This window comes from Nonomuraea sp. NPDC050663, assembly GCF_044456985.1.
Lineage (GTDB): Bacteria > Actinomycetota > Actinomycetes > Streptosporangiales > Streptosporangiaceae > Nonomuraea.
This window is the reverse complement of record NZ_JBITGL010000020.1, coordinates 35,386-58,977: the sequence shown is the minus strand read 5'-3', so window position 1 is coordinate 58,977 and position 23,592 is coordinate 35,386. Positions and strand designations below refer to the sequence as shown.

Annotated in this window: 23 protein-coding genes and 1 tRNA gene; 10 read left to right on the top strand and 14 right to left on the bottom strand. The window is 71.8% G+C overall.

What is annotated here, in order from left to right; translation table 11 throughout:
* Window positions 1-2 precede the first annotated feature (2 nt).
* The 3 genes from ACIBH1_RS41115 (at window position 3) to ACIBH1_RS41105 (ending at window position 4,562) form a co-directional block, all read left to right on the top strand.
* Entirely contained in the window at window positions 3-1,454 is a 1,452-nt protein-coding gene (locus tag ACIBH1_RS41115; protein WP_397319491.1) for a glutamate synthase subunit beta, read from the top strand.
* Window positions 1,455-1,562: 108 nt separating this feature from the next.
* Window positions 1,563-2,963: a hypothetical protein gene (locus tag ACIBH1_RS41110; protein ID WP_397319490.1), complete on the top strand. Its 1,401-nt coding sequence runs from the start codon at window positions 1,563-1,565 to the stop codon at window positions 2,961-2,963.
* Entirely contained in the window at window positions 2,964-4,562 is a 1,599-nt protein-coding gene (locus ACIBH1_RS41105) for a S8 family peptidase (RefSeq protein WP_397319489.1), read from the top strand. It begins immediately after the preceding gene.
* Here ACIBH1_RS41105 and ACIBH1_RS41100 read toward each other — a convergent pair.
* Genes ACIBH1_RS41100 through ACIBH1_RS41090 form a run of 3 tightly spaced genes read right to left on the bottom strand, consistent with a single transcriptional unit; the run spans window position 4,537 to window position 7,093 of the window.
* Window positions 4,537-5,199: a hypothetical protein gene (locus ACIBH1_RS41100; protein WP_397319488.1), complete on the bottom strand. Its 663-nt coding sequence runs from the start codon at window positions 5,197-5,199 to the stop codon at window positions 4,537-4,539. The two genes, ACIBH1_RS41105 and ACIBH1_RS41100, sit on opposite strands and share 26 nt — an antisense overlap.
* A complete protein-coding gene (locus ACIBH1_RS41095) occupies window positions 5,172-5,774 on the bottom strand; it encodes a tetratricopeptide repeat protein (RefSeq protein ID WP_397319487.1) in 603 nt (200 codons plus the stop codon). The genes ACIBH1_RS41100 and ACIBH1_RS41095 overlap by 28 nt, the downstream gene beginning before the upstream one ends.
* A 2-nt stretch (window positions 5,775-5,776) precedes the next feature.
* Window positions 5,777-7,093: an ATP-binding protein gene (locus tag ACIBH1_RS41090; protein ID WP_397319486.1), complete on the bottom strand. Its 1,317-nt coding sequence runs from the start codon at window positions 7,091-7,093 to the stop codon at window positions 5,777-5,779.
* A gap of 36 nt (window positions 7,094-7,129) precedes the next feature.
* Between ACIBH1_RS41090 and ACIBH1_RS41085 the strand changes: the two genes are divergently transcribed.
* From ACIBH1_RS41085 to ACIBH1_RS41075, 3 genes are all read left to right on the top strand, one after another.
* Window positions 7,130-7,480, top strand: a complete 351-nt coding sequence (locus tag ACIBH1_RS41085) for a DUF2784 domain-containing protein (protein ID WP_397319485.1) — start codon at window positions 7,130-7,132, stop codon at window positions 7,478-7,480.
* A 35-nt stretch (window positions 7,481-7,515) separates the two neighbouring features.
* A complete protein-coding gene (gene pyk / locus ACIBH1_RS41080; protein ID WP_397319484.1) occupies window positions 7,516-8,943 on the top strand; it encodes a pyruvate kinase in 1,428 nt (475 codons plus the stop codon).
* 111 nt (window positions 8,944-9,054) lie between these two features.
* The gene (locus tag ACIBH1_RS41075; RefSeq protein WP_397319483.1) at window positions 9,055-9,633 is read left to right on the top strand and encodes a dihydrofolate reductase family protein; all 579 of its coding nucleotides are present in this window, start codon (window positions 9,055-9,057) and stop codon (window positions 9,631-9,633) included.
* Here the strand turns inward: ACIBH1_RS41075 and ACIBH1_RS41070 are convergent.
* Genes ACIBH1_RS41070 through ACIBH1_RS41055 form a run of 4 tightly spaced genes read right to left on the bottom strand, consistent with a single transcriptional unit; the run spans window position 9,609 to window position 14,016 of the window.
* Complete coding sequence (locus ACIBH1_RS41070) at window positions 9,609-10,745, bottom strand: alpha/beta hydrolase family protein (protein WP_397319482.1); 1,137 nt, start codon at window positions 10,743-10,745, stop codon at window positions 9,609-9,611. The genes ACIBH1_RS41075 and ACIBH1_RS41070 overlap by 25 nt on opposite strands.
* Window positions 10,746-10,763: 18 nt before the next feature.
* Window positions 10,764-12,221: a S41 family peptidase gene (locus tag ACIBH1_RS41065; protein WP_397319481.1), complete on the bottom strand. Its 1,458-nt coding sequence runs from the start codon at window positions 12,219-12,221 to the stop codon at window positions 10,764-10,766.
* The gene (locus ACIBH1_RS41060; protein ID WP_397319480.1) at window positions 12,218-13,285 is read right to left on the bottom strand and encodes an ABC transporter permease; all 1,068 of its coding nucleotides are present in this window, start codon (window positions 13,283-13,285) and stop codon (window positions 12,218-12,220) included. The genes ACIBH1_RS41065 and ACIBH1_RS41060 overlap by 4 nt, the downstream gene beginning before the upstream one ends.
* Window positions 13,282-14,016, bottom strand: coding sequence for an ABC transporter ATP-binding protein (locus ACIBH1_RS41055; protein WP_397319479.1), 735 nt, complete (start codon window positions 14,014-14,016; stop codon window positions 13,282-13,284). Before ACIBH1_RS41055 ends, ACIBH1_RS41060 begins: the two co-directional genes overlap by 4 nt.
* Window positions 14,017-14,218: 202 nt before the next feature.
* Here ACIBH1_RS41055 and ACIBH1_RS41050 point away from each other — a divergent pair, with 202 nt between their 5' ends.
* Together ACIBH1_RS41050 and ACIBH1_RS41045 are read left to right on the top strand one after the other, a co-directional pair.
* On the top strand, window positions 14,219-15,607 hold the full coding sequence (locus tag ACIBH1_RS41050; RefSeq protein WP_397319478.1) for a sensor histidine kinase: 1,389 nt from the start codon (window positions 14,219-14,221) through the stop codon (window positions 15,605-15,607).
* Window positions 15,604-16,278: a response regulator gene (locus tag ACIBH1_RS41045; RefSeq protein ID WP_397319477.1), complete on the top strand. Its 675-nt coding sequence runs from the start codon at window positions 15,604-15,606 to the stop codon at window positions 16,276-16,278. Before ACIBH1_RS41050 ends, ACIBH1_RS41045 begins: the two co-directional genes overlap by 4 nt.
* Before the next feature lie 24 nt (window positions 16,279-16,302).
* Here the strand turns inward: ACIBH1_RS41045 and dapD are convergent, their stop codons facing one another.
* Together dapD and ACIBH1_RS41035 are read right to left on the bottom strand one after the other, a co-directional pair.
* Entirely contained in the window at window positions 16,303-17,271 is a 969-nt protein-coding gene (dapD, locus tag ACIBH1_RS41040; RefSeq protein WP_397319476.1) for a 2,3,4,5-tetrahydropyridine-2,6-dicarboxylate N-succinyltransferase, read from the bottom strand.
* Window positions 17,272-17,288: 17 nt separating this feature from the next.
* Window positions 17,289-17,361: transfer RNA gene (locus ACIBH1_RS41035), tRNA-Leu, on the bottom strand.
* 101 nt (window positions 17,362-17,462) lie between these two features.
* Between ACIBH1_RS41035 and ACIBH1_RS41030 the strand changes: the two genes are divergently transcribed.
* Window positions 17,463-18,047 carry an ANTAR domain-containing response regulator gene (locus ACIBH1_RS41030; protein WP_397319475.1) on the top strand — a complete coding sequence of 195 codons (585 nt, stop codon included), beginning with the start codon at window positions 17,463-17,465 and terminating at the stop codon, window positions 18,045-18,047.
* Window positions 18,048-18,054: 7 nt separating this feature from the next.
* Here the strand turns inward: ACIBH1_RS41030 and ACIBH1_RS41025 are convergent, their stop codons facing one another.
* On the bottom strand, window positions 18,055-18,762 hold the full coding sequence (locus ACIBH1_RS41025; protein WP_397319474.1) for a hypothetical protein: 708 nt from the start codon (window positions 18,760-18,762) through the stop codon (window positions 18,055-18,057).
* Window positions 18,763-19,074: 312 nt separating this feature from the next.
* On the opposite strand from ACIBH1_RS41025, the gene ACIBH1_RS41020 reads away from it, so the two are divergent.
* Window positions 19,075-20,379, top strand: coding sequence for an ABC transporter substrate-binding protein (locus tag ACIBH1_RS41020; RefSeq protein WP_397319473.1), 1,305 nt, complete (start codon window positions 19,075-19,077; stop codon window positions 20,377-20,379).
* A gap of 52 nt (window positions 20,380-20,431) precedes the next feature.
* Here the strand turns inward: ACIBH1_RS41020 and ACIBH1_RS41015 are convergent, their stop codons facing one another.
* From ACIBH1_RS41015 to ACIBH1_RS41000, 4 genes are read right to left on the bottom strand one after another with little or no spacing between them, the layout of a single operon-like run.
* Window positions 20,432-20,824, bottom strand: coding sequence for a hypothetical protein (locus ACIBH1_RS41015; RefSeq protein ID WP_397319472.1), 393 nt, complete (start codon window positions 20,822-20,824; stop codon window positions 20,432-20,434).
* Window positions 20,825-20,882: 58 nt separating this feature from the next.
* Window positions 20,883-21,668, bottom strand: coding sequence for an ABC transporter ATP-binding protein (locus ACIBH1_RS41010; protein ID WP_397319471.1), 786 nt, complete (start codon window positions 21,666-21,668; stop codon window positions 20,883-20,885).
* The gene (locus ACIBH1_RS41005; protein WP_397319470.1) at window positions 21,665-22,603 is read right to left on the bottom strand and encodes an ABC transporter ATP-binding protein; all 939 of its coding nucleotides are present in this window, start codon (window positions 22,601-22,603) and stop codon (window positions 21,665-21,667) included. Before ACIBH1_RS41005 ends, ACIBH1_RS41010 begins: the two co-directional genes overlap by 4 nt.
* Complete coding sequence (locus ACIBH1_RS41000; protein ID WP_397319469.1) at window positions 22,593-23,579, bottom strand: branched-chain amino acid ABC transporter permease; 987 nt, start codon at window positions 23,577-23,579, stop codon at window positions 22,593-22,595. Before ACIBH1_RS41000 ends, ACIBH1_RS41005 begins: the two co-directional genes overlap by 11 nt.
* Window positions 23,580-23,592: the final 13 nt, after the last annotated feature.

Sequence of the window (23,592 nt, the reverse complement as noted above, 5' to 3'; positions counted from 1 at the left end):
CGATGGCCGACCCGAAGGGTTTCCTCACGCACGACCGCGAGCTGCCGGCACGCCGCCCCGTCGACGTCCGCATCCAGGACTGGCGAGAGGTCTACGAGGACTTCCCGGCGCCCAAGCTGACCAAGCAGGCCGCCCGCTGCATGGACTGCGGCATCCCGTTCTGCCACAACGGCTGCCCGCTCGGGAACCTCATCCCCGAGTGGAACGACCTGGTCTACCGCCACGACTGGCAGGAGGCCATCGAGCGGCTGCACGCCACCAACAACTTCCCGGAGTTCACCGGCCGCCTGTGCCCGGCTCCGTGTGAGGCCGCGTGCGTGCTCGGCATCAACTCCGACCCCGTGGCGATCAAGCGGGTCGAGGTCGAGATCATCGACCGCGCCTTCTCCGAGGGCTGGGTCAAGCCGCAGGCGCCCGCGGTGCGCACCGGTCGCCGGGTGGCGGTCGTCGGCTCGGGCCCGGCCGGCCTGGCCGCCGCCCAGCAGCTGTCGCGCGCCGGTCACGACGTGACCGTCTACGAGCGGGCCGACGCCGTCGGCGGGCTGCTGCGCTACGGCATCCCCGAGTTCAAGATGGAGAAACGCCACATCGACCGCCGCATCGAGCAGATGCGGGCCGAGGGCACGACGTTCGTCACCGACTGCAACGTCGGCGTCGACGTCACCGCGGCCGAGCTGCGCGAGCGGTTCGACGCGGTCGTCCTGGCCGGTGGCGCCACCCAGTGGCGCGACCTGCCCATCGCCGGGCGCTCGCTCAACGGCGTCTACCAGGCGATGGAGTTCCTCCCGCCGGCCAACGTGTCGATGGCCGACTCGCCGATCAACGCCCGCGGCAAGCACGTGGTCGTGATCGGCGGCGGCGACACCGGCGCCGACTGCATCGGTACGGCGATCCGCCAGGGTGCCGCCTCGGTCACCCAGCTCGAGATCATGCCCAAGCCGCCGGGCACCCGCGCCGGTTCGCAGCCGTGGCCGACGTTCCCGACGCTGTTCAAGATGGAGAGCGCCCACGAGGAGCTCGAGGACGGCGGGGGAGCGCGGGTCTACGCGGTCTCCACGGTCGAGTTCGTCGACGACGGCGAGGGCAACGTGCGCGCGCTGCGTGTCGTCGACGTCGAGGGGCCGCAGACCGGCTTCAAGCCGATCCCCGGCACCGAGCGCGAGATCCCCGCCGACCTGGTCACCCTGTCGATGGGCTTCGTCGGCCCGGAGAAGGGCGCCCTGCTGACGGACCTGGGCGTCGACTACGACCCCCGGGGCAACGTGGCGCGTGACAAGACGTACATGACCAACGTCTCCGGCGTGTTCTCGGCCGGTGACATGGGCCGCGGGCAGTCGCTGATCGTCTGGGCCATCGCCGAGGGGCGCGCCGCCGCGTCGTGCGTCGATCGCTTCCTCACCGGCGAGACCGCTCTGCCGTACCCGATCCTGCCGACCGCGCGACCGCTGGTCTAGCAAGACGTGGAAGGTCCCGCCCGGCGGCCCGGGCGGGACCTTCTGCCTTTCATGCTGTCTTTCATGGTGGTAACGCCGGGGTTATGTCCGTCCCGGTGAAATCGGGCGATGCTCTCGCTGCTGTCGCGCCATCGCCCCTTCGCCGTGATCATCGTCCTGGCCCTGCTGGTCAGAGCCGCGGTCGTCCTCGGCTATCCGCCGGCCCGGCTGTACTGGGGCGACTCGTTCTCCTACCTCGACATCGCCCTCGACCTGCGTCCCGAGCCGACGCTGCGGCCGGTCGGCTATCCGCTGCTCCTGCGCGCCCTGTCGCCGCTGCACAGCGTGGCGGCCGTGGCGGTGGTGCAGCACCTGATCGGCGTCGCCACCGGCGTCCTCGTCTACGCCGTGGCCCGGCGCCGCTCCGCGCCCGTCTGGGCGGCGAACGCCGCGACCGTGCCGGGCCTGTTCGGCGAGGGGTTCCTGCGCCTGGAGCACGCGATCCTGGCCGACACGCTCTTCGTCTTCCTGGTCGTGGCGGCGTTGTCCGTGCTGTTGTGGCGGACCGACCTGGGCCATCGCGCGGCGCTGGCGGCCGGGGTGCTGCTGGCCTACGCCACCCTGGTGCGCACCATCGGCGTGCTGCTGATCGGCGTGGTGGTCCTCGTCCTGCTCCTGCGGCGCCGGGGCGCGCGCCCGCTGCTGACGCTCGTCGCCGCCGCCGTCCTGCCGCTCGGCTGCTACGCCGCCTGGTACGGCACGCACCACGGCAGGTTCGCCGTCAGCGGCGCCGACGGCGTCATGTTGTGGGCGCGCACGATGACCTTCGCCGACTGCGCGAAGATCAGGCCGCCGGCCGACCTGGCCGCGCTGTGCCCGAACGGCACCGTGACCGACGCGGCCTCCGAATATGTCTGGCACCCGGAGGCGGCCGTCAACCTGCTGCCGGGCGGCGCCTTCGCCAACAACGACCGCGCCCGCGCCTTCGCGCTGCGCGCCATCGCCGCGCAGCCGCTCGACTACCTGTGGCACGTGGCCAGGGACACCTCCATCGCCTTCCACTGGACGCCGGAGCCGCACCCCGACAGGACCACGCCCGCCTTCGGCTTCGCCCACGGCCGGTGGGACCTGCCCGGCGTGCCGCTGGTCGAGCGGCTCAGGCGCGACTACGCGCCCGACATCGACGCGATGCGGTCGGTCTCGCCGTACGCCGACCTGCTGATCGCCTACCAGCAGGCCGCCCACCTGCGCGGGCCGGTGCTGCTGGCCATCCTCGTGGCGGGCGCGCTGCGGTTGCGCCGCACGCTGCTGCCGTGGGCGGCGGCGATGACCCTGCTGGTGGGGCCGGTCGCGGTGCTCGACTTCGACCACCGTTACGTGCTGCCCGCGATCCCCGTGGCGTGCCTGGCCGCCGCGCTCGCCGCGGGCCGGCGGCCAACCGGGCTAGCATTTACCGAAATGTCAGGATTTAGTGCTTCGCGCAAACCATCTCAAGACGTGGCACGTCTTAAGGCAGTAAAGGGGGCATAGATGGGCAAGATCGGCGCAGCGGCCATGGCGGTGGCGATGGCGGCCTCGATGCTCGCCTGCGCCCCCGCCTCGCCTCGATCGGCGCACACCGACAGCTACCTGGTCTTCTACGCCGACCAGGCAGGCGCCAGGTCCGCCGTGGAGCGCGCGGGCGCACGCTTCGTCAGCGACGAGCCGAAACTCGGCTACCTCGTCGCGGAAGGCGACCGCTCGCTGCCCGACCGGCTCGACGGCGACCCGGCCGTGGCCGGAGTCTCCACCGACGGCGTGATCGGCTTCGCCGCCGCCGTGCCAGCCGCCGTGCCAGCCGCCGGGATGCCCGACGTGTCCTCCATGACGCGCAACGGCGACCCCGCCAAGGCCGAGCCGCTGGCCCGCCGCCAGTGGGACATGAAGATGATCGGCGCCGACCGAGCCAACGCCGCCCAACCCGGCTCGAAGAAGGTCCTGGTCGGCGTCATCGACACCGGCGTCGACGGCAAGCACCCCGACATCGCCCCCAACTTCAACCGCGAGCTGTCGCGCAACTTCGTCACCGACATCCCCAAGGACGCCGACGGCGAGGAACTCGACGGCCCGTGCGAGGTCAAGAGCTGCAAGGACCCCGTGGACGTGGACGACGACGGCCACGGCACCCACGTGGCCGGCACGATCGCCGCCCCGGTCAACGGCATCGGCATCGCCGGCGTCGCCCCGAACGTGCAGATCGTCAACCTGCGCGCCGGCCAGGACTCCGGCTTCTTCTTCCTCAAGGCCAGCCTCGACGCCCTCACCTACGCCGCCGACATCGGCGTCGACGTGGTCAACATGAGCTACTACGTCGACCCCTGGCTGTTCAACTGCGCCGACAACCAGGCCGACAGCAAGAAGCAGCGCCAGCAGCAGCGCGCCATCGTCACCGGCATGCAGCGCGCCCTCGACTACGCCCGCGGCAAGGGCGTCACGCTGATCAGCGCCCTGGGCAACGGCTCCACCGACCTCGGCCACCCGCGCTCCGACACCGGCAGCCCGAACTACCCGCCCGGCAGGGAGAAGACCCGCCGCGTCGACAACTCCTGCATCAACGTGCCCGCCGAGTCCAAGGGCGTGATCTCCGTCGCGGCCGTGGCCCCCAGCGGCACCAAGGCCGGCTACTCCGACTACGGCCTGGAGCAGACCGACCTGTCGGCGCCCGGCGGCGACGTCAGCGACGGCACCGGCCTCGCGGTCACCCGCTCCATCCTGGCCCCCGCGCCTGAGCACGTGCTGCGCGCCACCGGCAAGCTCGACGACGACGGCAGCCCGAACACCAGCGAGGTCGTGCGCGACTGCACCGCGGGCCCCTGCTCGTACTACCAGTACCTCGACGGCACCTCCATGGCCGCGCCGCACGCCACCGGCGTCGCCGCCCTGCTCATCAGCCGCTTCGGCAAGCCCGGCCAGGGCGGCCTGCACCTGGACCCGGCCACCGTCGAGAAGTACCTGTACGGCACCGCCACGCAGAAGGCCTGCCCGGCCTCCTACCCGCTGGACCACAAGTGCGAGGGCGACAAGGCCAGGAACGGCTTCTTCGGCCGCGGCGTCGTGGACGCGTTCAAGGCCGCGACGTTCCAGCCCTGACCAGCCGCCGCACCGGGACGGCCAGCCAGATCGTCGCCAGCGACCCCCACATCGCCGCCAGCACCAGGCCGAACAGCCCGGACACGACCCCGGCGACCACGGCGGCGGCCAGGAGCGCCGCCCACCCGGCCAGCACCCGGCGGGCGGACCTCCCGCCGGTGTAGGCGGCCTCCAGCACGGGCGTGACCAGCGCCAGCACCGCCACGCCCGCCGTCGGCAGCAGCTCGCCGCCCGCCGCGACACCCGCCGCCAGCACCGCCGCGCCCACCGGCAGCAGCCCGGCCGCCAGCGTCGCCGCCCGCACGTGACCACGCTCCAGCAGCAGCCGCGTGTACGACCCGCGCGCCAGCCGCAGCGTCGACAGCGCCTCGGCCACCCACGCCGCCCAGTGCGCCAGCATGACCAGCACGAACACCAGGATCACCGGAGGCACGGCCGGCAGCAGGAAGATCAGCCGCCAGCTCGCCCGGTAGGCCGACAGCCTGGACAGCCACCGGTACAGCGGGTTGCCCCGTTTGAGCGCCTCCACCAGCAGGTCCCTGGCGTGGTCGGCGCCCGGGTCCAGGCGCAGCACCTCACGGAAGGCGCCCGCGGCCGTCCTGGCGTCGTTCACGGCCAGCGCGGTGCGTCCCAGCACCAGGTGCGCGTTCGAGTTCTCGGGATCGAGCGCGATCGCCCGCCCTGCCGCCTCGCGGGCGGCCGCGCGATCGCCCGCCCTGCCGCCTCGCGGGCGGCCGCGCGATCGCCCGCGCCCTCCAGGGCGACCGCCAGCACCAGCGCCACGTCCGCGTCCTCGGGGTCGAGCGCCTGGCCCTGCCGCGCCGCCCGCTCGGCCTCGCGCCAGCGGCCCTGCTTCAGCATGACGCGCCCCAGCAGTTCCCAGGCCGGGGCGTACTCGGGCTGCTGCGACAGGACCGTCTCGACCGCGCGCTGCGCCTCCTGCAGCCGTCCGGCGCGCATCAGCACCTGGGCCGTGACGTAGTGGGCGAACCACCACTGCGGCGCCAGCCGTACCGACTCCAGGGCCTCGGAGACCGCCTCAGGGGCCCGGCCATGGCCCTGCGACACCAGGGCGAGCGCCAGCAGGGCGTGCGAGGCCGCGTGCTGCGGCTCGCGGGCCAGCGCGCCGCGCAGCTCGCGCTCGGCCTGCTCGGGCCGTCCGAGCTGGATCAGGGTGCGGGCCCTTGTCACCGCCTCGTCGGGCGTCGTCATGCTCACCACGCGTCGCGGATCCAGGGCATCAGCTCGTCCCAGGCGCCGCTCTCGTTGGCGTGCAGCACGTAGTTGCGCGCCGTGCCCAGCCACTCCCGCACCGCCGTCGGCTTCACCGACGAGGCGGCGTTCATCAGGTCGGCCATCGTCAGCGGCACCAGCCTGCCCGCCTTGATCGACTCGTGCAGCTTGGCCTCGACCGCCCGGTCCACCAGGCCCTTGAGGTCGGCGCCGACGAATCCCTCGGTCGCCCGCGCGAGCCCGCCGAGGTCGATCTGCGCCAGCGGCTTGTCGCGCAGCAGGATCGACAGGATCGCCGCGCGCGCCGACACGTCGGGCGGCGGCACGAAGATCAGCTGGTCGAAGCGGCCGGGGCGGCGGAAGGCCACGTCCAGGTACCAGGGCGCGTTGGTCGCCGCCAGCACCAGCACGCCCTCGTTCGCCCGGTCGTCGACGCCGTCGAGCTCGGCCAGGAACTGGTTGACGATCTGCCGGTTGTGCGCGGCCCGCATGTCGGAGCGGCGCGCCGCCAGCGCGTCGACCTCGTCGAAGAACAACACGCACGGCTTGCTGCGCCGGGCCAGCTGGAAGACGCCGCGCAGGTTGCGCTCGCTGGAGCCGACCCACATGTCCAGGATGTCGGCCAGGCCGACCTCCACGAACGACGCGCCGAGCTCGCCCGCCGCCGCCCTGGCCAGGTGCGTCTTGCCCGCGCCCGGCGGGCCGTACAGCAGCACGCCGCCGCCCGCCCGCTTGCCGAACGCCTGGAACAGCTCGGGCTGCTGCAGGGGGAGCAGGAGCTTCATGCGGAGGGACTCCTTGACGGCGTCCATGCCCGCGACGTCGTCGAACGTCACTCCCGACCGGCGCGGCTCCGGCCCGTCCGGCTCGGCTCCCACCCTCTCCGCCTCGGGGACCCGCTCGACCGGGGTGATCGTCAGCCGGGCGGCCAGTTCGGGGTCGGCCAGCGAGGCGTCCATCGCCACCGCCCTGCCGTACAACCCGCCCGCGCGCCCCGCATCGCCCTCCTCCAGCGTCGCGCGCGCCGCGACGACCAGGGCGGCGGCGGGGCAGTCCGGGCGCCGCAGCAGCGGCTCCAGGGCCGCCAGGGCGGCACTGTGCCTGCCCTGCCGGGTGAACACCTCGGCCAGGCTCACCGTGATCTCCACGTCGCCCGGCGCCAGCACCAGCACCGCGCGGAACTCCGCCTCCGCCTCGGCCAGCAGCCCGGCGGCCAGCAACTGCCCGGCCAGGTGCCGCCGCAGCGGAAGATTGTCAGGGGACAGGCGGGCCGCTTCGCGCAGCGCGTCCAGACTCACGAGCCAACGTCCTTTCCACGACATAGGGTCGGCTCTATGTTGTATCGCCTGATCGGGGAAGCCGCGATGGTGGTGCACTTCCTCTTTCTCGCCTTCATGGCCGTCGGCGGCTTCCTGGCCTGGCGCTGGAGATGGCTGATCTGGCCGCATCTGGGCGTCGCGGCGTGGGGGATCGTCTCGGTCGTCACCGGCGTCGAGTGCCCGCTCACCGTCGTGGAGAACTGGGGCCGCCACCACGCGGGCCTCGCGGGCCTGCAACCGGGCGGTTTCATCGACACCTACATCGAAGGCGTGATCTATCCGGCGGAACACACGAATCTGGTACGGCTAGGCGTCGTGATCCTCGTGTTGACCTCCTGGACTGGTTTTGTTCTCCGAAGACGGTGACTGCCAAGTGGTCTGTACCAATTAAGGTAGGACCTGTGACTCGTCGCGCGAAAATCGTCTGCACCCTCGGCCCCGCAACCTCCTCCCCGGAACGGCTCCGCGAGCTGATCTCCGCCGGGATGGACGTCGCACGCTTCAACCTCAGCCACGGCACCCATGAGCTCCACAAGGAGATCTACGACCGGGTGAGAGAGGTGGCGGCCGACCTCGGCCGCGGCGTAGGCGTCCTGGCCGACCTGCAGGGACCGAAGATTCGCGTGGGCAAGTTCGAGGAGGGCCCGGTCCGCCTCGGCTTCGGCGACGTGTTCACCGTCACCACCGAAGACGTCCCGGGCGATCGCGAGCAGGTCTCCACGACCTACAAGGGCCTGCCCAACGACGTGCGCGCCGGCGACACCATCCTCGTCGACGACGGCCGCCTCGTCCTGGAGGTCACCCGCGTCGACGGCCAGCGCGTCACCACCCGCGTGGTGATCGGCGGCATGATCTCCGACAACAAGGGCCTCAACCTGCCCGGCGTCAACGTCTCCGCGCCCGCGCTCACCGACAAGGACGAGGCCGACCTGCGCTGGGCTCTGCGCACCGGCTTCGACATGATCGCCCTGTCGTTCGTGCGCCGCCCCTCCGACGCCGACGTGGTGCGCAACATCATGGAGCAGGAGGCCGTCCGGCTCCCGCTGCTGGCCAAGATCGAGAAGCCGCAGGCCGTCGACCGCCTCCCCGAGATCATCGAGGCCTTCGACGGCATCATGGTCGCCCGCGGCGACCTCGGCGTCGAGCTCCCGCTCGAAGAGGTGCCGATCGTCCAGCGCCGCATCATCGAGCTGTGCCGCGAGAAGGCCCGCCCGGTCATCGTCGCCACCCAGATGCTCGACTCGATGATGCACAGCCCGCGCCCGACCCGCGCCGAGGCCTCCGACGTCGCCTACGCCGTCATGGACGGCGCCGACGCGGTCATGCTCTCCGGCGAGACCTCCGTCGGCAGCCACCCCGTCGAGTCCGTGGCCACCATGGACCGCATCGCCTGCGCCGCCGAGAAGGCTTCGCTCACCGCGACCCACAACCTCGACCGGCTTCCCGAGACCACCGGCGGCGCCATCGCCCGCGCCGCCGCCGAGGTGGGCGCCATCGTCGGCGCCAAGGCGCTGTGCGCGTTCACCATGTCGGGCGAGACGGCGCGCCGCCTGGCCCGCTACCGCTCGCCGATCCCGCTGCTCGCCTTCACCAGCGCCCCGCACGTGCGCGGCCAGCTCTCGCTCACGTGGGGCGTGGAGACCTTCCACGTGCCGTTCGTCCACCACACCGACGACATGGTGCGCCAGGTCGAGGCGTCGCTGCTGGCGCTCGGGAAGGTCGAGAAGGGCGACAAGGTCGTCATCGTGGCCGGCTCGCCTCCCGGAACCCCGGGCTCGACCAACGCGCTGCGTGTCCACACCATCGGCTCCGCGGTCTCCCACCCGTAGTCTCACGACGAAGGTCCCGCCTTGCGAGGCGGGACCTTTCTCGTCGCCGGTGAGTTTCCCCGCCCCCGCTGGTCGGTATGTCTGACACACCGTCACCGCGAGGAGAGCACCATGACCGCCAGCTACACCTTCGACGTCTTCTCCAGCCTCGACGGCTTCGGCGCCGCCACCGGCGACTGGACCGGCTACTGGGGCAAGCAGGGTCCCGAGCTCCTGGCCCACCGCCTGGCGGTGTACGGCGAGGAGCAGCGCATGGTCTTCGGCGCCAACACCTACCGGGCCTTCGCCCGGATGCTCTCCGAGAGCACCGAGGACTCCGAAGTCCGCGACCCGTGGGTCACCCGGATGGTCACCCTGCCCGCCACGGTGGTGTCGACCACCCTGCAGGCCCCTCTCGGCGGGCTGGACGCCGACATCGTGAGCGGCGACGCCGTCGAGGTCGTCGCCAGGCTCAAGGAGGAGTCCGCGGTGCCGCTGCGCTCGCACGGCAGCCTGGCGATGAACCGGGCGCTGATGGCCGCCGGGCTGGTCGACCGGGTCCAGGTGACGCTCTTCCCCGTGATCACCGGCCGGACCGGGCTGGACCCCGTCTTCGGCGGCGCGGCCGACTTCGACCTCGAGCTGATCGAGCACCGCACGCTCGACGGCGACATCCAGGAGCTCGTCTACCGTCCCACCCTCCACGCCTGAACCTCCGGATGAGGCGACGGCCCCTCCAGGACAGCCTGCTTGCGCCCCTTCAGGTGCAGGTCGAGAAAGGCTCCCACGTACGTCCTGGTGAGCTCGGCCCCGCGTTCCGCCGCCAGCATCCCCGGCAGCGGCTCCAGGCCGATGGCGTGCGCCAGCAGGGGGACGTCGGTGAACGACTGGTGCTCGCCGTCCTTCAGCACGATCCAGCGTTTCCACCCGGTCAGCAGCTTCCAGTCGCGATCCCACGACTGGTCCCGCCCGCCGGGGACGTGCTCGCGCGAGCCCAGGAACATGAACGGCCGCGCCAGCCCGCCAGGAGGGATGCGCGCGTACGTGGTCCCGTCCATGTCGATCCCGGCCCGGACGCGGGGATCGGCGACCATGACCGCGACCGCGCCGGCCCCGCCGATCGACTGGCCGACCATCGCGATCCTGCCCCGGTCGATCACCTGCGCGTGCGGCCATCGAGAGGCGAGCTCGTCCAGGACGAACGAGACGTCGGCGGCCCGCACCCCCACGAGCGCCGCGCGGAATCCGGGGTCGGTGTCGCTGTCGCAGGCCAGGCATTCGGCGACCCGGCCGTCGCCCAGGGTCGTGGCGTAGCTCTCGTAGGTGTGGTCGACGCCCGCCACGACGTACCCGCGGCTGGCCAGATCCTCGGCCAGCGAGGTGAGCGTGCCGGCGGGCTTGGTGAAGCCGGGCGAGAGCACCACCAGCGGCAGCCCGCGCCCGGCGGGGTCGGCGTCCTTGACGGCGTGGGTGCGGGTCAAGGCCAGCGTGGCGGCGGGCGCGGTGGAGCTGCCCGAGCCTCGCAGCAGGAGCTCGGCCTCCTTGACCGTCATGTACGGCGCGCGCGGGCCGTCGCGCCGCTGCGCCGGGTACCACAGGGTGACCTTGAGCTCCCTGGCGCCGGCGTCGAGGTTCCACGGATCGGGACGCGAGGCGTCGGTCAGGTGCAGGACCGTCGTGCCGACCGGCCGGGGACCCGTGGGGGCGGGCAACGTGACCGGACCCGACGGCTGCGCCTGCCGTACGGCGGAGCGGGGCGGCGCGGGCGCGGAGCAGGCGGTCAGGACGGCCAGCCCCGCGGCGACGATCAGAAGTCTTCTCATGGCGAGTCACGGATCCCTTCACGCGGGCAGCAAGGACAGCGCCTTGGCCAGGGCGGCGTCGTGCCCGGCCGCCGCGTCGGCCGGGGTCGCGGGCACGTGGTGGTCGGGCGGCACCCCGATCCGGTCGATCACCTGGCCGCCCGGCGCGCGGTGGTGCCGGGAGGGCAGGCTCAGGAAGGTGTTGTTGGCGAGCAGGTACGTCCGGGCGGGACCGGAGACCAGTCCGGCGGTCCTGGTGCCGACCAGCGGCCCGAGGCGCAGGTCCTTGACGGCGGCGCCGAAGTGTTCGCAGGCCGAGGCGCAGCCGCGGTCGGCGAGCACCACGAGCGGCAGGCGGAGCAGCTCGACGGTGTCGTCGGTCGGCGTCGTCTGGCAGGCGCCGTCGGCGGTGCACTGGTAGGCGGTGTTCCTGCCGTGGACGAACGCGCTCAGCAGCCGCGTCGCCTCCACCGGGCTGCCGCCGCCGTTGCCGCGCAGGTCGAGCACGACGCCGGACAGCGTGCGGCCGGCGCGCATCCTGGTGACGGCCCGCAGGACCCGGTTGGCGGAGTCGGGGGCGAATCCGGTCATCTTCACGTACGCGACGTCGTCCATCAGCCGGGATCGCACCACCTGCAGGCTCGCCAGGTCGCGTGGGAAGAGGCCGGGCTTGAGCGTCACGCTCCGGCTGGCGCCCTGCCGCAGCAGGCGCAGCCGTACCGGCCGAGCCTCTGGATAGGCGGGATAGAGGGCGGTCAGGGCGGGGGAGGCGCGCCCGTCGGCGAAGGGCGCCGAGCCGTTGATCGATTCGATGACGTCGCCCGGCCGCAGCCCGGCGGCCCGGGCCGCGCCTCCCTGCACGGCGGTGACGAACAGCGGAGGCGCGGCGTCGACCAGGTCGCCGGAGGCCTGCATGCCACTGACGCTCGCCTCCAGGCCCAGGCCGTAGCCATCGCCGTCGTAGAAGCCGGGCGGGCGCGGTGCCTGGCGCGTCCAGGAGGCGTGGTTGTCGCCGAGCGCGGCCACGAGCGCCTCAAGGGTGACGACCGCCAGCTTGTCGCGCAGGCCGGGCACCTGATCGGTGACACGGCCGGCGGCACGGCCGGTGACACGTTCTGTGACACGGGCGGTGACCTTCCGGTAGGCGGCCTCGAAGGCGGCCCAGTCGGCCGTGCGGTCGCCGCTCAGCGCGGGCATGACCGCCTCGGGCACGTCGTGTCCGGCCCGGTCGAGCTCCCTGGCCAGGGCGGCGAAGGCGGCGACCAGCAGCGGGCGGGAGTCGAGGGTGGCGCCGCCGTAGTGGTTGCCGAGGATGCAGCGGTAGGCCTGCCCGATCACGTCGATCGTGGTGGCCGTCTCCGCGCCCGGCGCGGCTCCCGGCGGAGCGCAGGCCGTGCCGGACTGCGCTCCCGCCTCGGCGCGCGGCGGCGCGGGCGCCGTGCAGGCCGCCGCCAGGACGAGCACCAGCGCCGCCACCACGGTTCTGGCGATCGTCATGACAGGCGCCTCCTGATCCACCAGAAGGACAAGCCCGTGAGGCCGAGGGTGAGCAGGCCGTAGATCCCGCTCTCGATCCACTGGAACGCCCAGAACCGCTCCAGCGGGTGGTAGGTCGCCTGCTGCCGGTAGCCGAGCCGGTTGATCTCGGCCGTGCACCCGCCGCCGGACAACGCCTGCGGCGAGCAGGGCCCGGACGTCGTGGAGACCGGGACGGCGCGCACGATCGTCGACGACGGTCCCGAGCTTCCGTCGCTGGCCGAGACCGTACGGCCGGCCTGGTCGACCAGCCTGCTCGACAGCACCCAGGCACCCGGGTGCCCGGGAACGGCCGAGGTCCTCAGGAAGACCTGCAGCGACCCGCCCTGCGGCGCGCCGATGCCGTCGAGGTTCTCCCTGCCGAGCTCGAAGGTCCCGCTGGCCGGCGGCATCAGGTGCGGGCGGACGAGCATCGGCATGGCGAGCTGGATGGCGGCGAAGGCGACCAGCGTCAGGGCCATGGCCGGCAGCATGCGGCGCACCAGCATGCCCACGGTCACGCCGAGCACGAACGCGAAGGCCGCGTACGCCATCGGGGCGATGCCGCGCGCGCCGAACACCACGGGCGCCATCTGCGCCATCTCAGGAACGGCCGAGCGGTCCAGCGGGGCCGACCACCAGGTCACCGCCAGGCCGCACACCCCGGCGGCGGTCATCGCCGCCAGGCCCGCGAGCCCGAGCTTGACCGCCAGCCAGCGGCCGCGGGTGACGCTCTGGTTCCACACGAGCAGGTGGGTGCCCGCCTCCAGCTCCCGGCTGACCAGCGGCGCTCCCCAGAAGAGCCCGACGAGCGCGGGCACGACCAGCACGACGAGGGTGAGGGCCAAGAAGGCGATGTCGTGCCCGGCGAAGAACCGGTCGAAGAAGTCGATGCAGGTGCCGTCGGGGACGCATTCCTCGATCCCGGCGGCGTAGGCGGCGGCCAGCTCCGGCCCGGTCAGGGCCAGGGCGGTGGCCAGGACGGCGAGGACCGCGGCGGTCATCGTGGCCGAGCCGCGGAACTGGCGCCAGGTGAGCCAGATCATCGCCGCACCTCCGCGACCGCGCTGCCGTCCATGTAGGCCAGCACGAGGTCCTCCAGCCCGAGGCGGGGATGGGCGGCCAGCAGCCGGCCCACCTCCCCGGCCACCTGCACGCGCGAGCCGGCCAGGACGATCACGTAGTCGCAGATCTGCTCCAGGTCGGAGACCAGGTGGGAGGAGAGCAGCACGCTCAGCGCGTGCGCGGCGGCCGCCTCCGTCAGCTCGTGCAGGAAGGCGCGGCGGGCCAGCGGGTCGAGCGAGGCGACCGGCTCGTCGAGGATCAGCACCTCCGGCCGCTTGGCCAGGCCCAGGGTCAGGGCGAGCTGGGCACGCTGCCCGCCGGACAGCCGGCCCGCCTGCTGCCCGCGCGCCAGGCCGAGCCGCTCGACGCGTTCCCGGGCCAGGGGCGCGTCCCAGCGGGGGTTGAGCTTCGCGCCGAGGCGCAGGTGGTCGGCGACGGTCAGGGCGTTGTAGACGGGGGTGCCCTGGGCGACGAACCCGACCTTGGCCAGCTGCGCGGGCGCGTGCCCCGGCCGGCCGCCGAGCACGGTGATCGCGCCGGCGGTGGGTTCTAGCTGCCCGGCGGCGAGCTTGAGCAGTGTCGTCTTGCCCGCGCCGTTGGGGCCGACCAGGCCGACGACGCGCCCGGCCGGGATGTCGATGGTGCAGTCGCGCAGGGCCCAGCGCCTGCCGTACTTCTTGCCCAGGGCCTGGGCTTCCAGGACAGAGGTCACGCGATGTCCTCCTGAACCGCTTCGTCGGGGGTCTCGACCGTAGGCGCGGCCCCCGCGGGGACGCCTCGGCCGCCGAAGCGATATCGCCTCCGCCGCGAGGACGAAGGGCCGCGAGGTCATCCCTGCGACCTACTCCCGGAGGCCGTGAGGCTCGTCACGGCGGCCGATGCGGTAACGACGGCGCGGGCGTGACAATGGGCGCGTGGAGACCGGCGAACGGCCGCCCTGGTGGCGGCATCTGCTCGACCTCGGCGGCGGACGCGGGAGGCCGCCGGGCGGCGAAGGACCCGCCCGGCCCTCGCGCCGGGCGCTGGCCGCCGACGCGGCGGTCGCGGTGGTCCTGACCGTCGTCGCGCTCGCCGTCGCGTCGAGGCACCCGGCGATCGGCCCGGTCGCCGACCACCCCGACGTGCTCGACTACTTACAGCTGCGCCCCGCCTCCCCGGCCCCTCCGGACTCCCCGCCGCTGCCCGACCCTCCGATCGGCGCCCCGCCGGCTCCCGACGTCCCGTTCCCGCCCCCCGACCCGGCGTCGTCCGGCGCCCGGCCGTACGACCCGCCCGAGATCCTCGTGGCGCTGACGGCGCTGCCGCTGGCGGCGCGGCGGCGGTTCCCGCTCGTCACCTTCTGGGCGGTGATGGCCGCGGCGCTCGCCACTCACCAGGCGGCGACCTGGATCACGGTGCTGACCTGCGCCGTCGCGGCGTACGGCGCAGCGGCACACGGCCGTAACCGGTTCCTGGCCGTGGGCGGCCTCGTGCTCGCGGCCGGTCTGGCCGGCGGCGCCTTCCGCGACGTCGCACCCGCCCTGCCGGACTGGATGGGCCCCTTCGTTGTCCTGCTGGGCGTCGGCGCCGCCGGGAGCTTCGTGCACGTCTGGCGGCGGCAGCTCGGAGCCAGCAGGAACCGGTTCGCCGAGCTTGAGCAGGCGCAGGCCGACGCCATGCGCAGGGCCGTCGCGGAGGAACGCTCGCGGATCGCCGCCGAGCTCCACGACGTCGTCACGCACAACGTCAGCGTCATGGTCATCCAGGCGGGCGCCGCCCGCAAGATCATGGACGACGAGCCGGAGCAGTCGAAACAGGCGCTGCTCGCCATCGAGTCCGGCGGCCGGGCCGCCATGTCCGAGCTGCGCAACGTGATGGGCCTGCTGGCCGGTCCCGGCGGCGAGCGGCTCGACGGGCCCGCCGACGGGCTGGCGCCGCAGCCGGGGCTCGACCAGCTCGGCGAGCTGGTCGAGCGGGTGCGCGCCGCCGGGGTGCCGGTGCGCGTCACGGGGTCGCCGCCCGCTCCGCTGCCGCCCGGGGTCGACCTCGCCGCCTACCGCGTCGTGCAGGAGGCCCTCACCAACACGATCAAGCACGCCGCCGGGGCCGCCGCGTCCGTGACGATCGGCCACGAGGGCGACTGGCTGGAGATCCGGGTGAGCGACACCGGCGGAACGCGGACCGCCGGCCCACGCGCCGGGGGAGGCAGGGGGCTGATCGGCCTGCGCGAACGGCTCGCCGTCTACGGTGGCACCCTGCACGCCGGAAGCACGGCGGGCGGCGGATTCCTGATCAAGGCCCGTGTCCCGTGGAGGACCCCATGACCGGACGGCTGCGCGTCGTCATCGCCGACGACCAGGCCCTGGTGCGCACCGGCTTCCGCATGATCCTCGCGGCCGACGGCATCGAGGTCGCCGCCGAGGCCGCCAACGGAGAGGAGGCCATCGCCGCCGTCCGCCGCAGCAGGCCCGACGTCGTGCTCATGGACATCAGGATGCCGCAGATGGACGGGCTGGAGGCCACCAGGCGGATCCTCGCGGGCGGCGCCGAGGGCACCCGCGTGCTGATCCTGACGACCTACGACCTCGACCACTACGTGTACGCCGCGCTGGCGGCGGGAGCGAGCGGATTCCTGCTCAAGGACGTCACTCCGGAGCACCTGGTGGCGGCGGTGCGCCTCGTGCGCTCGGGGGACGCCCTGCTCGCGCCCACCATCACCCGCCGCCTGGTCGAGCGGTTCGCCCGCCGCGACAACGCCCGGCCCGACCTCCACCGCGACCTGTCGGAGCTGACGGCGCGCGAGCTGGACGTGCTGCGCCTGCTGGCCACCGGCCTGAGCAACGCCGAGCTCGCCGACCGGCTGACGCTCAGCGTGGCCACGGTGAAGACGCACGTCGCGAGCATCCTGTCGAAGCTCGGCCTGCGCGACCGCGTGCAGGCCGTGGTGGTCGCCTACGAGACCGGCCTGATCGCCCCGGGCGGCCCGGCGTCGTGAGCCCAGGTCGGCCCTGGGAGGGCCTCAGTTGGCGTGCAGGGCCGCGTTGAGCTCGATCCCGGTGCCCTGGCGCTGCACGGCCTCCACGGCGCCGCTGCGCGAGTTACGGCGCAGCAGGAGCCCGTTGCCGCCCGACAGCTCCTTGGCCTTGACGACGCGCCCGTCGGGCAGCGCCACCTTGGTGCCCGCCGTCACGTAGAGCCCGGCCTCGACCACGCAGTCGTCGCCCAGCGAGATCCCGATGCCCGAGTTGGCGCCCAGCAGGCAGCGCTCGCCGACGGAGATGACCTCCTTGCCGCCTCCCGACAGCGTGCCCATGATCGAGGCGCCGCCGCCCACGTCGGAGCCGTCACCCACGACCACGCCCGCCGAGATGCGACCCTCGACCATGGAGGCGCCCAGCGTGCCGGCGTTGAAGTTGACGAAGCCCTCGTGCATCACCGTCGTGCCCGAGGCCAGGTGCGCGCCGAGCCGTACGCGGTCGGCGTCGGCGATGCGCACCCCGGACGGCATGACGTAGTCGACCATGCGGGGGAACTTGTCGACCCCGTAGACGGCCACGGCACCCCGCGCGCGCAGGCGCAGCCTGGTCCGCTCGAAGCCGTCCACCGCGCACGGCCCGTGGCTGGTCCACACGACGTTGGCGAGCAGGCCGAAGATCCCGTCGAGGCTCAGCCCGTGGGGACGCACCAGGCGCGACGACAGCAGGTGCAGGCGCAGGTAGGCGTCGTGCGTGTCGGCGGGCGGCTCGGACAGCTTGGCGATGGCCGTGCGCACCACCACGACCTCGACGCCGCGCGCCGGGTCGGGGCCCGCCAGCTCGGCGAACTCGGCGGCGCGCTCGTCGCCAGCGGCCAGGCGCTCGGTGCCGACGAAGGACGGCTCGCCCAGCTCGGGAGCGGGGAACCAGGTGTCGAGGACGGTGCCGTCGGCGGCGATGGTGGCGAGGCCCGTGCCGTAGGCGCCGGTCACGGTGGGATCGAAAGCAGTCACGTGCCCAAAATACTGGGTGCCCTGGGTGGGATTCGAACCCACACTTGACGCTGTTTGAGAGCGCTCTCTCTGCCGTTGGAGTACCAGGGCAAGGGGATTTTCCCCGTTGGTTGCCGTCAGCTTACCGTCGATCAGATCCACGGGGGCTCCGGCCTCGCTCTAATCTAGCGGACCTCGGTACTCTTGCGCTCGTGAGTACGCAGCGGCGAGTAGTGATCGCGGAAGACGAGGCCCTGATCCGCCTTGACCTCAAGGAGATGCTCCAGGAGGAGGATTACGTCGTCGTGGGCGAGGCCGGCGACGGCGAGAGCGCGATCAAACTGGCCACCGAGCTCCGCCCCGACCTGGTCATCCTCGACGTGAAGATGCCCATTCTCGACGGCATCTCGGCGGCCGAGCGCATCGTGGCCGACCGGATCGCGCCGTGCCTGATCCTGACCGCCTTCTCCCAGCGCGACCTGGTCGAGCGGGCCAGGGACGCCGGCGCGATGGCCTACCTGGTCAAGCCCTTCACCAAGGCCGACCTGGTCCCGGCGATCGAGATGGCGGTCAGCCGCCACGAGGAGATGGTGGCGCTGGCCCAGGAGGTCTCCAGCCTCAGCGGCCAGCTCGAGACGCGCAAGCTGGTCGAGCGGGCCAAGGGCCTGCTCATGGCCAAGCACGGCTGGAGCGAGCCGCAGTCCTTCCGCTGGATCCAGAAGGCCTCCATGGACCGCAGGCTGAGCATGAAGGAAGTCGCCCAGCTCGTCATCGACGACGCGGCCCAGAACGGCTGAGGCGCGGCTACGGCAGCCCGCAGACCTCCTTGGCGTAGTCGAGCATGACCCGCTGGCTCTGCTCGTCGGGCACGACGATCACGACCTTGGCCTCGTCCTGGCCGAGCGCGGCCCGGACGGGGAACAGGTAGGCCTTCTTGGCCTCGGCGAAGGCGTGCGGGTCGCAGCGGCCGGGCAGCACCACCACGGGCACCTCGAGCCGCTGCTCGGTGCCCTTGAGCACCGACTTCGGCGCGCTGATCTGGTAGTGGGTGGTGCCGTCGACGGACACCACGGTCACGGGGTCGGCGCCGGTGCGCCTGCTCACCTGGAGCGTGCCGTGCAGCTCCTCGCCCTTGCGGGTCCACTCGGACCCGAAGCTGAGATCGACGACCTGCTTGACCAGGTAGGCCTGGCACTCGTCGCGCAGGAGGCGCTGGAGCAGCGGGTCGGGGTGCGGCACCGGGAAGATCACCTTGCGCAGCGGCTGGTCGCCGACGCGGATGTGCGCGACCACGGAGGCGGGCTGGAGCGGCGGGACTCCGTCGGGACGGCATCTGGCTGCGCCGTACGGCATCTTGAGGTCGGTTCGCTTCGTACGGCGGAGCGTCGCGTCGGTGCGCGCGGGCGGCACGATCTCGAACGAATCGCTGACGAGCTGGACATCAGCGAAATAGATGGGAATGTCGGTCGAATTTTTAACCGCCGCCTGCAAGCGGTGGACGGGCTCGTCCATCCGCCACTGCCCCAGACCGACGGTGACTCCGACCGGCGGGTCCGTGGACGGCGGGGTTTTCGCGGTCGTATCGGGCTGTGCGGAACAGGCGGCGACTGTCAGGATCACCATCAGTACACGCTTCACCCCTCGCACATTAGGGCTGACCTTCACTCTCGTAAGTTGAGGAGTGATTACGACTCCGCATCCAAGTGCCGACAGTTCTTCCAGGACTCTGGCCCAGATCAGCAGGAGTTTTGTACGTTTCCGTCATTCGATCGGGAACCGTCGGCGGTGCTGACCTCTCCCGGGCCTGGATGGAGGAGACATTTCATGATCCGCATTGCCCCTCTCGGGCGCGCGCTGGCCGTCGCGGCTGCGGCGAGCCTCGCCCTGGCGGCGTGTGGCGGCGGGGGAACCACCGCCAACCCACCCGCGGCCACCGACACCGGCAGCGCGGCGCCCGCCACCTCGGCCGCTGCGCCTGCCAAGGGTGACGGCACGCTGATTCTCGGCACGCTGCTGCCCCAGACCGGCTCGCTCGCCTTCCTCGGCCCGCCCGAGTTCGCCGGCGTCGACGTCGCTGTTCAGGAGATCAACGAGGCCGGTGGTGTTCTCGGCAAGCAGGTCGAGAAGATCCACACCGACTCCGGTGACACGACCACGAACATCGCTTCGCAGTCGGTCGACAAGCTGCTCGCGCAGAAGGCCGACGCCATCATCGGCGCCGCCTCGTCCTCGGTGTCCGAGTCCGTGATCGACAAGATCACCGGCGCCGGCGTGATCCACTTCTCGCCCGCCAACACCTCGGACAGCTTCACCACGATCGAGGACAAGGGCCTGTACTTCCGCGCCGCCCCGCCGGACAAGCTCCAGGGCCGCGTTCTCGGTGACCTGATCCTGGCCGACGGCAGCGACACCGTGGGCATCATGGCCATGCAGGACTCCTACGGCACCGGCCTGGCCGACAACACCACCAAGGCCGTCGAGGCCGGCGGTGGCCAGGTCGTCGCCCGTGTCGACTACGACCCGAAGGCCGCGGACTTCTCGGCGGACATCGCCAAGATCAAGGCCGCGAACCCGAAGGCCATCGCCCTCATCGGCTTCGAGGAGACCGCCAAGGTCATCCAGGAGCTCGTCAAGCAGGGTCTGACCGCCGACAAGCACAAGTGGTACATGGTCGACGGCAACCTGTCGAACACGAACTACGTCAAGATGCCCAAGGGCACGCTGACCGGCGTCAAGGGCACCCAGCCCGGCGCCGCGGCTCCGGAGGAGTTCCAGAAGAAGGCCCTGGCCATCAACCCGGACCTGAAGGACTGGAACTACGCGGCCGAGTCCTACGACGCCGCCAACCTCATCGCCCTGGCCGCCGAGGCCGCCAAGTCCGACGCGGGCGTCGACGTCGCCAAGGAGCTCATCAACGTCTCCAAGGGCGGCGAGAAGTGCAAGGACTTCAAGACCTGCGTCGAGCTGCTGAAGGCCGGTAAGGACATCGACTACGACGGTCTGTCCGGCCCGATCGAGTTCGACGAGGTCGGTGACCCCGCCGTCGCCACCATCGGCATCTACACCTACGGCGAGGACAACACCCTCACCGACAAGGTCGACTACCGCACGGGCAACATCGCCGGCTAAGTCCACCTGAGCACGACGAAACAGCCCCCGGCCGTCACGGCCGGGGGCTTTTTCACGTGCCAGCGCAGTGCTTCCTGATCTCGTCGGTGGCCGCCCGATACCGCTTGAGCAGCTCCACCTGCCTGTCGCGGGGGATGTCGGCGGTCGCCAGCCCGGCGGCCGTGCGCTCCACCTCGCCGGCCGCGGCCTGCGCCCCGGCGGGCAGCCGCCCGCCGAACTCGGCGTTGATGCCCCGCGTCTCGGCGATGCGCCCGAGCACCGCGGCCTCGAAGTTCTGGCTCTCCTCCCGGCCCTTCGGCTCCAGCATCAGCTCGGCGTAGCCGATGGCCGACACGACGCGGGCGCAGGGGGAGTCGGTGTTGTTGTTGCTGCTGTACTTGGGAGGGGGCTCGCTCTGGCAACCGGCCAGGAGCACCAGTACGGCTAACGCCAGAAAAGATCTCACGAACCCACACTAAAGGGGCACGGCCCGCTGGCCGTACCCCTTCAGAGCGGTGCGAAGGTCAGGCGCGCGCGAGCGTGCCCAGGTAGAGCTCGATGACCTTGGGGTCGTTGGCGAGCTGCTTGCCGGTGCCGGAGTAGGCGTTGCGCCCCTGGTCCAGCACGTAGCCGCGGTGGCAGATCTGCAGGCAGCGCCTGGCGTTCTGCTCGACCATGATGACCGTGACGCCCGCCTTGTTGATCTGCTGGGCCTGGATGAACACCAGGTCCTGCAGCTTGGGCGACAGGCCGGCCGACGGCTCGTCGAGCAGCAGCACCGACGGCTCGGTCATGAGCGCCCTGGCCATCGCCACCATCTGCCGCTCACCGCCCGACAGGGAGCCCGCGCGCTGCTTGCGGCGCTCCATGAGGGCGGGGAAGAGCTCGGCGACGAAGTCGAAGCGCTCCTTGAACCTCTTGGGCTGCTGGAAGGCCCCCATCTCGAGGTTCTCCTCGATGGTCAGGCTCGGGAAGACGTTGTTGGTCTGCGGGACGTAGCCGACGCCACGGGAGACCAGCGAGTGCGCCTTCATGTTGGTGATGTCTTCACCGTTGAGCTTGACGGTGCCCCGGCGCACGTTGACCAGGCCGAACATGGCCTTGAGCAGCGTGGACTTGCCGGCGCCGTTGGGGCCGATGATGCCGATCAGCTCGCCCTGCTGGGCGTAGAGGTCGGAGCCGTTGAGGATGTTGACCCCCGGCAGGTAGCCGGCGATCAGCTCGTCGCAGCGCAGGACCGCCCCCTCTGCGCCGCTGAGGTGGGTGCTGCGGTCGATGACCGCCGCCTTGGACTCGGGTGCGGAGCTCATTTGGCGGCCTCCTCCTCAGCGGCCTCGGCCTCGAGAGCGGCCTCGGCTTCGTGCAGCTGCTGCTGCAGCTCCTCCTCCGACAGCGGCGCGTCGTGGTGGGCGCCCAGGTAGGCGTCGATCACCCGGTGATCGGACATGATCGAGTCCGGCGGGCCCTCCGCGATGATGGCGCCCTGGGCCATGACGATGACCCAGTCGCTGATGTCGCGGACCATGTCCATGTCGTGCTCGACGAACAGCACCGTCATGCCCTGCTCGCGCAGGTCCTTGACGTGGCCGAGCAGCGACTGGGTGAGCGCCGGGTTGACGCCCGCCATGGGCTCGTCGAGCATGACCAGCTCGGGGTTGACCATCAGCGCCCGCGCCATCTCCAGGAGCTTGCGCTGGCCGCCGGAGAGGCTGCCCGCGAAGTCCTCGCTCTTGGCGTCGAGCTTGAAGCGCACCAGGAGTTCCTCGGCGCGCTTGGTGATCTCGTCCTCCTGGGCGCGCCACGAGCCGGGGATCAGGGCGCGGAAGAAGTTCTCGCCCTTCTGGCCCTGCGCGCCCAGCCGCATGTTCTCCATGACGGTGAGCTTCGACAGCGCCTTGGTCAGCTGGAAGGTGCGGACCATGCCGGAACGGGCGACCCTGTGCGCCGGCACTCCGTTCATGGCCTTGCCGTTGAAGGTCCACGAACCGGCGTCGGCGGTGTCGAAGCCGGTGAGCTGGTTGAAGAACGTGGTCTTGCCGGCGCCGTTGGGGCCGATCAGCGCGGTGATGGAACCGCGCTGGATCTCGACGTGCCCGACGTCGACGGCGGTCAGGCCGCCGAAGCGCCTCACCACGTTGTCGGCGGTCAGGATCGCGTCGGGCTTGGCCACGCCGGGCTCGTGCTCCAGCCCCTGGAAGGCGGCCAGCGCGGCGGCCTTGCGGGTGGTCGTCTGGTTATCGGGCATCGAGTGCGATCTCCCTCTTGTCACCGAAGATGCCCTGCGGCCGGAAGACGAGCAGCAGGATGAAGCCGAGACCGACCAGGGCGTAGCGGATGGGCCCGACCTGCGTCTCGGTGATGACCGTGATGTACCCCGCCCGGACCGCCTCGCTCAGGAAGTTGCCGATGAAGACGAACAGCACCCAGAAGACCATGGCGCCGACGACGGGCCCGAGAACGCGGGCCGCGCCGCCCAGGATGACGATGGTGTAGGCGAAGAAGGTCATCTCGGTGCCGAACACGTCGGGCTGGACCGAGCCGTTGTACAGGCCGTAGAAGAAGCCGCCCAGGGCGCCGATGACGCCGCCGAGGATCAGCGACTGCATCTTGTACGAGAAGACGTTCTTGCCGAGGCTGCGCACGGCCTCCTCGTCCTCGCGGATGGCCTTCAGCACGCGGCCCCACGGGCTCTTCATGAGCAGGTAGACCACCGCGCAGCACACCGCCAGCGTGACCCAGCCGACGACGAGCAGCCAGAAGGTGCGCTCGTTGAAGCCGAACGGGCCGATGCCGTAGTGACCGGGCGGGAACGGGTTGATCGCGTAGAAGTCGTTGTTGAAGCCGCGACGGCCGTCGGATCCGCCGAAGGTCTCCTTGAAGGCCACCGAGCGGAAGATGAGCCGGATGATCTCGGCCGCGGCGATCGTGACGATCGCCAGGTAGTCGGCGCGAAGCCGCAGAGTGGGCACACCCAGCAGCAGGGCGAGGAGCACGGCTCCCGCCAGGCCCACGAGGATGCCGACCCAGAACGGCAGGCCGATGACGACGATCGTCACCGCCAGGCCGTAACCGGCGACCGCCATGAAGGCGGCCTGACCGAAGTTGAGCAGGCCCGTGTAGCCGAAGTGGATGTTGACGCCGATCGCGGCGAGGCCGTAGACCACCACTTCCCAGCCGATCGCGGCGTGGACGGTGGTCGTGAGAATCGTTAGCCAGTCCATGAGTTACCCCCCG

What these genes read in the sequence shown, in the direction of transcription:
- ACIBH1_RS41115 (WP_397319491.1), top strand. Translation starts at nt 3, where the DNA reads ATGGCCGACCCGAAGGGTTTCCTCACGCACGACCGCGAGCTGCCGGCA.
- ACIBH1_RS41110 (WP_397319490.1), top strand. Translation starts at nt 1,563, where the DNA reads ATGCTCTCGCTGCTGTCGCGCCATCGCCCCTTCGCCGTGATCATCGTC.
- ACIBH1_RS41105 (WP_397319489.1), top strand. Translation starts at nt 2,964, where the DNA reads ATGGGCAAGATCGGCGCAGCGGCCATGGCGGTGGCGATGGCGGCCTCG.
- ACIBH1_RS41095 (WP_397319487.1), bottom strand. Translation starts at nt 5,774, where the DNA reads ATGACGACGCCCGACGAGGCGGTGACAAGGGCCCGCACCCTGATCCAG.
- ACIBH1_RS41085 (WP_397319485.1), top strand. Translation starts at nt 7,130, where the DNA reads ATGTTGTATCGCCTGATCGGGGAAGCCGCGATGGTGGTGCACTTCCTC.
- ACIBH1_RS41075 (WP_397319483.1), top strand. Translation starts at nt 9,055, where the DNA reads ATGACCGCCAGCTACACCTTCGACGTCTTCTCCAGCCTCGACGGCTTC.
- ACIBH1_RS41070 (WP_397319482.1), bottom strand. Translation starts at nt 10,745, where the DNA reads ATGAGAAGACTTCTGATCGTCGCCGCGGGGCTGGCCGTCCTGACCGCC.
- ACIBH1_RS41065 (WP_397319481.1), bottom strand. Translation starts at nt 12,221, where the DNA reads ATGACGATCGCCAGAACCGTGGTGGCGGCGCTGGTGCTCGTCCTGGCG.
- ACIBH1_RS41060 (WP_397319480.1), bottom strand. Translation starts at nt 13,285, where the DNA reads ATGATCTGGCTCACCTGGCGCCAGTTCCGCGGCTCGGCCACGATGACC.
- ACIBH1_RS41045 (WP_397319477.1), top strand. Translation starts at nt 15,604, where the DNA reads ATGACCGGACGGCTGCGCGTCGTCATCGCCGACGACCAGGCCCTGGTG.
- ACIBH1_RS41025 (WP_397319474.1), bottom strand. Translation starts at nt 18,762, where the DNA reads ATGGACGAGCCCGTCCACCGCTTGCAGGCGGCGGTTAAAAATTCGACC.
- ACIBH1_RS41020 (WP_397319473.1), top strand. Translation starts at nt 19,075, where the DNA reads ATGATCCGCATTGCCCCTCTCGGGCGCGCGCTGGCCGTCGCGGCTGCG.
- ACIBH1_RS41010 (WP_397319471.1), bottom strand. Translation starts at nt 21,668, where the DNA reads ATGAGCTCCGCACCCGAGTCCAAGGCGGCGGTCATCGACCGCAGCACC.
- ACIBH1_RS41005 (WP_397319470.1), bottom strand. Translation starts at nt 22,603, where the DNA reads ATGCCCGATAACCAGACGACCACCCGCAAGGCCGCCGCGCTGGCCGCC.
- ACIBH1_RS41000 (WP_397319469.1), bottom strand. Translation starts at nt 23,579, where the DNA reads ATGGACTGGCTAACGATTCTCACGACCACCGTCCACGCCGCGATCGGC.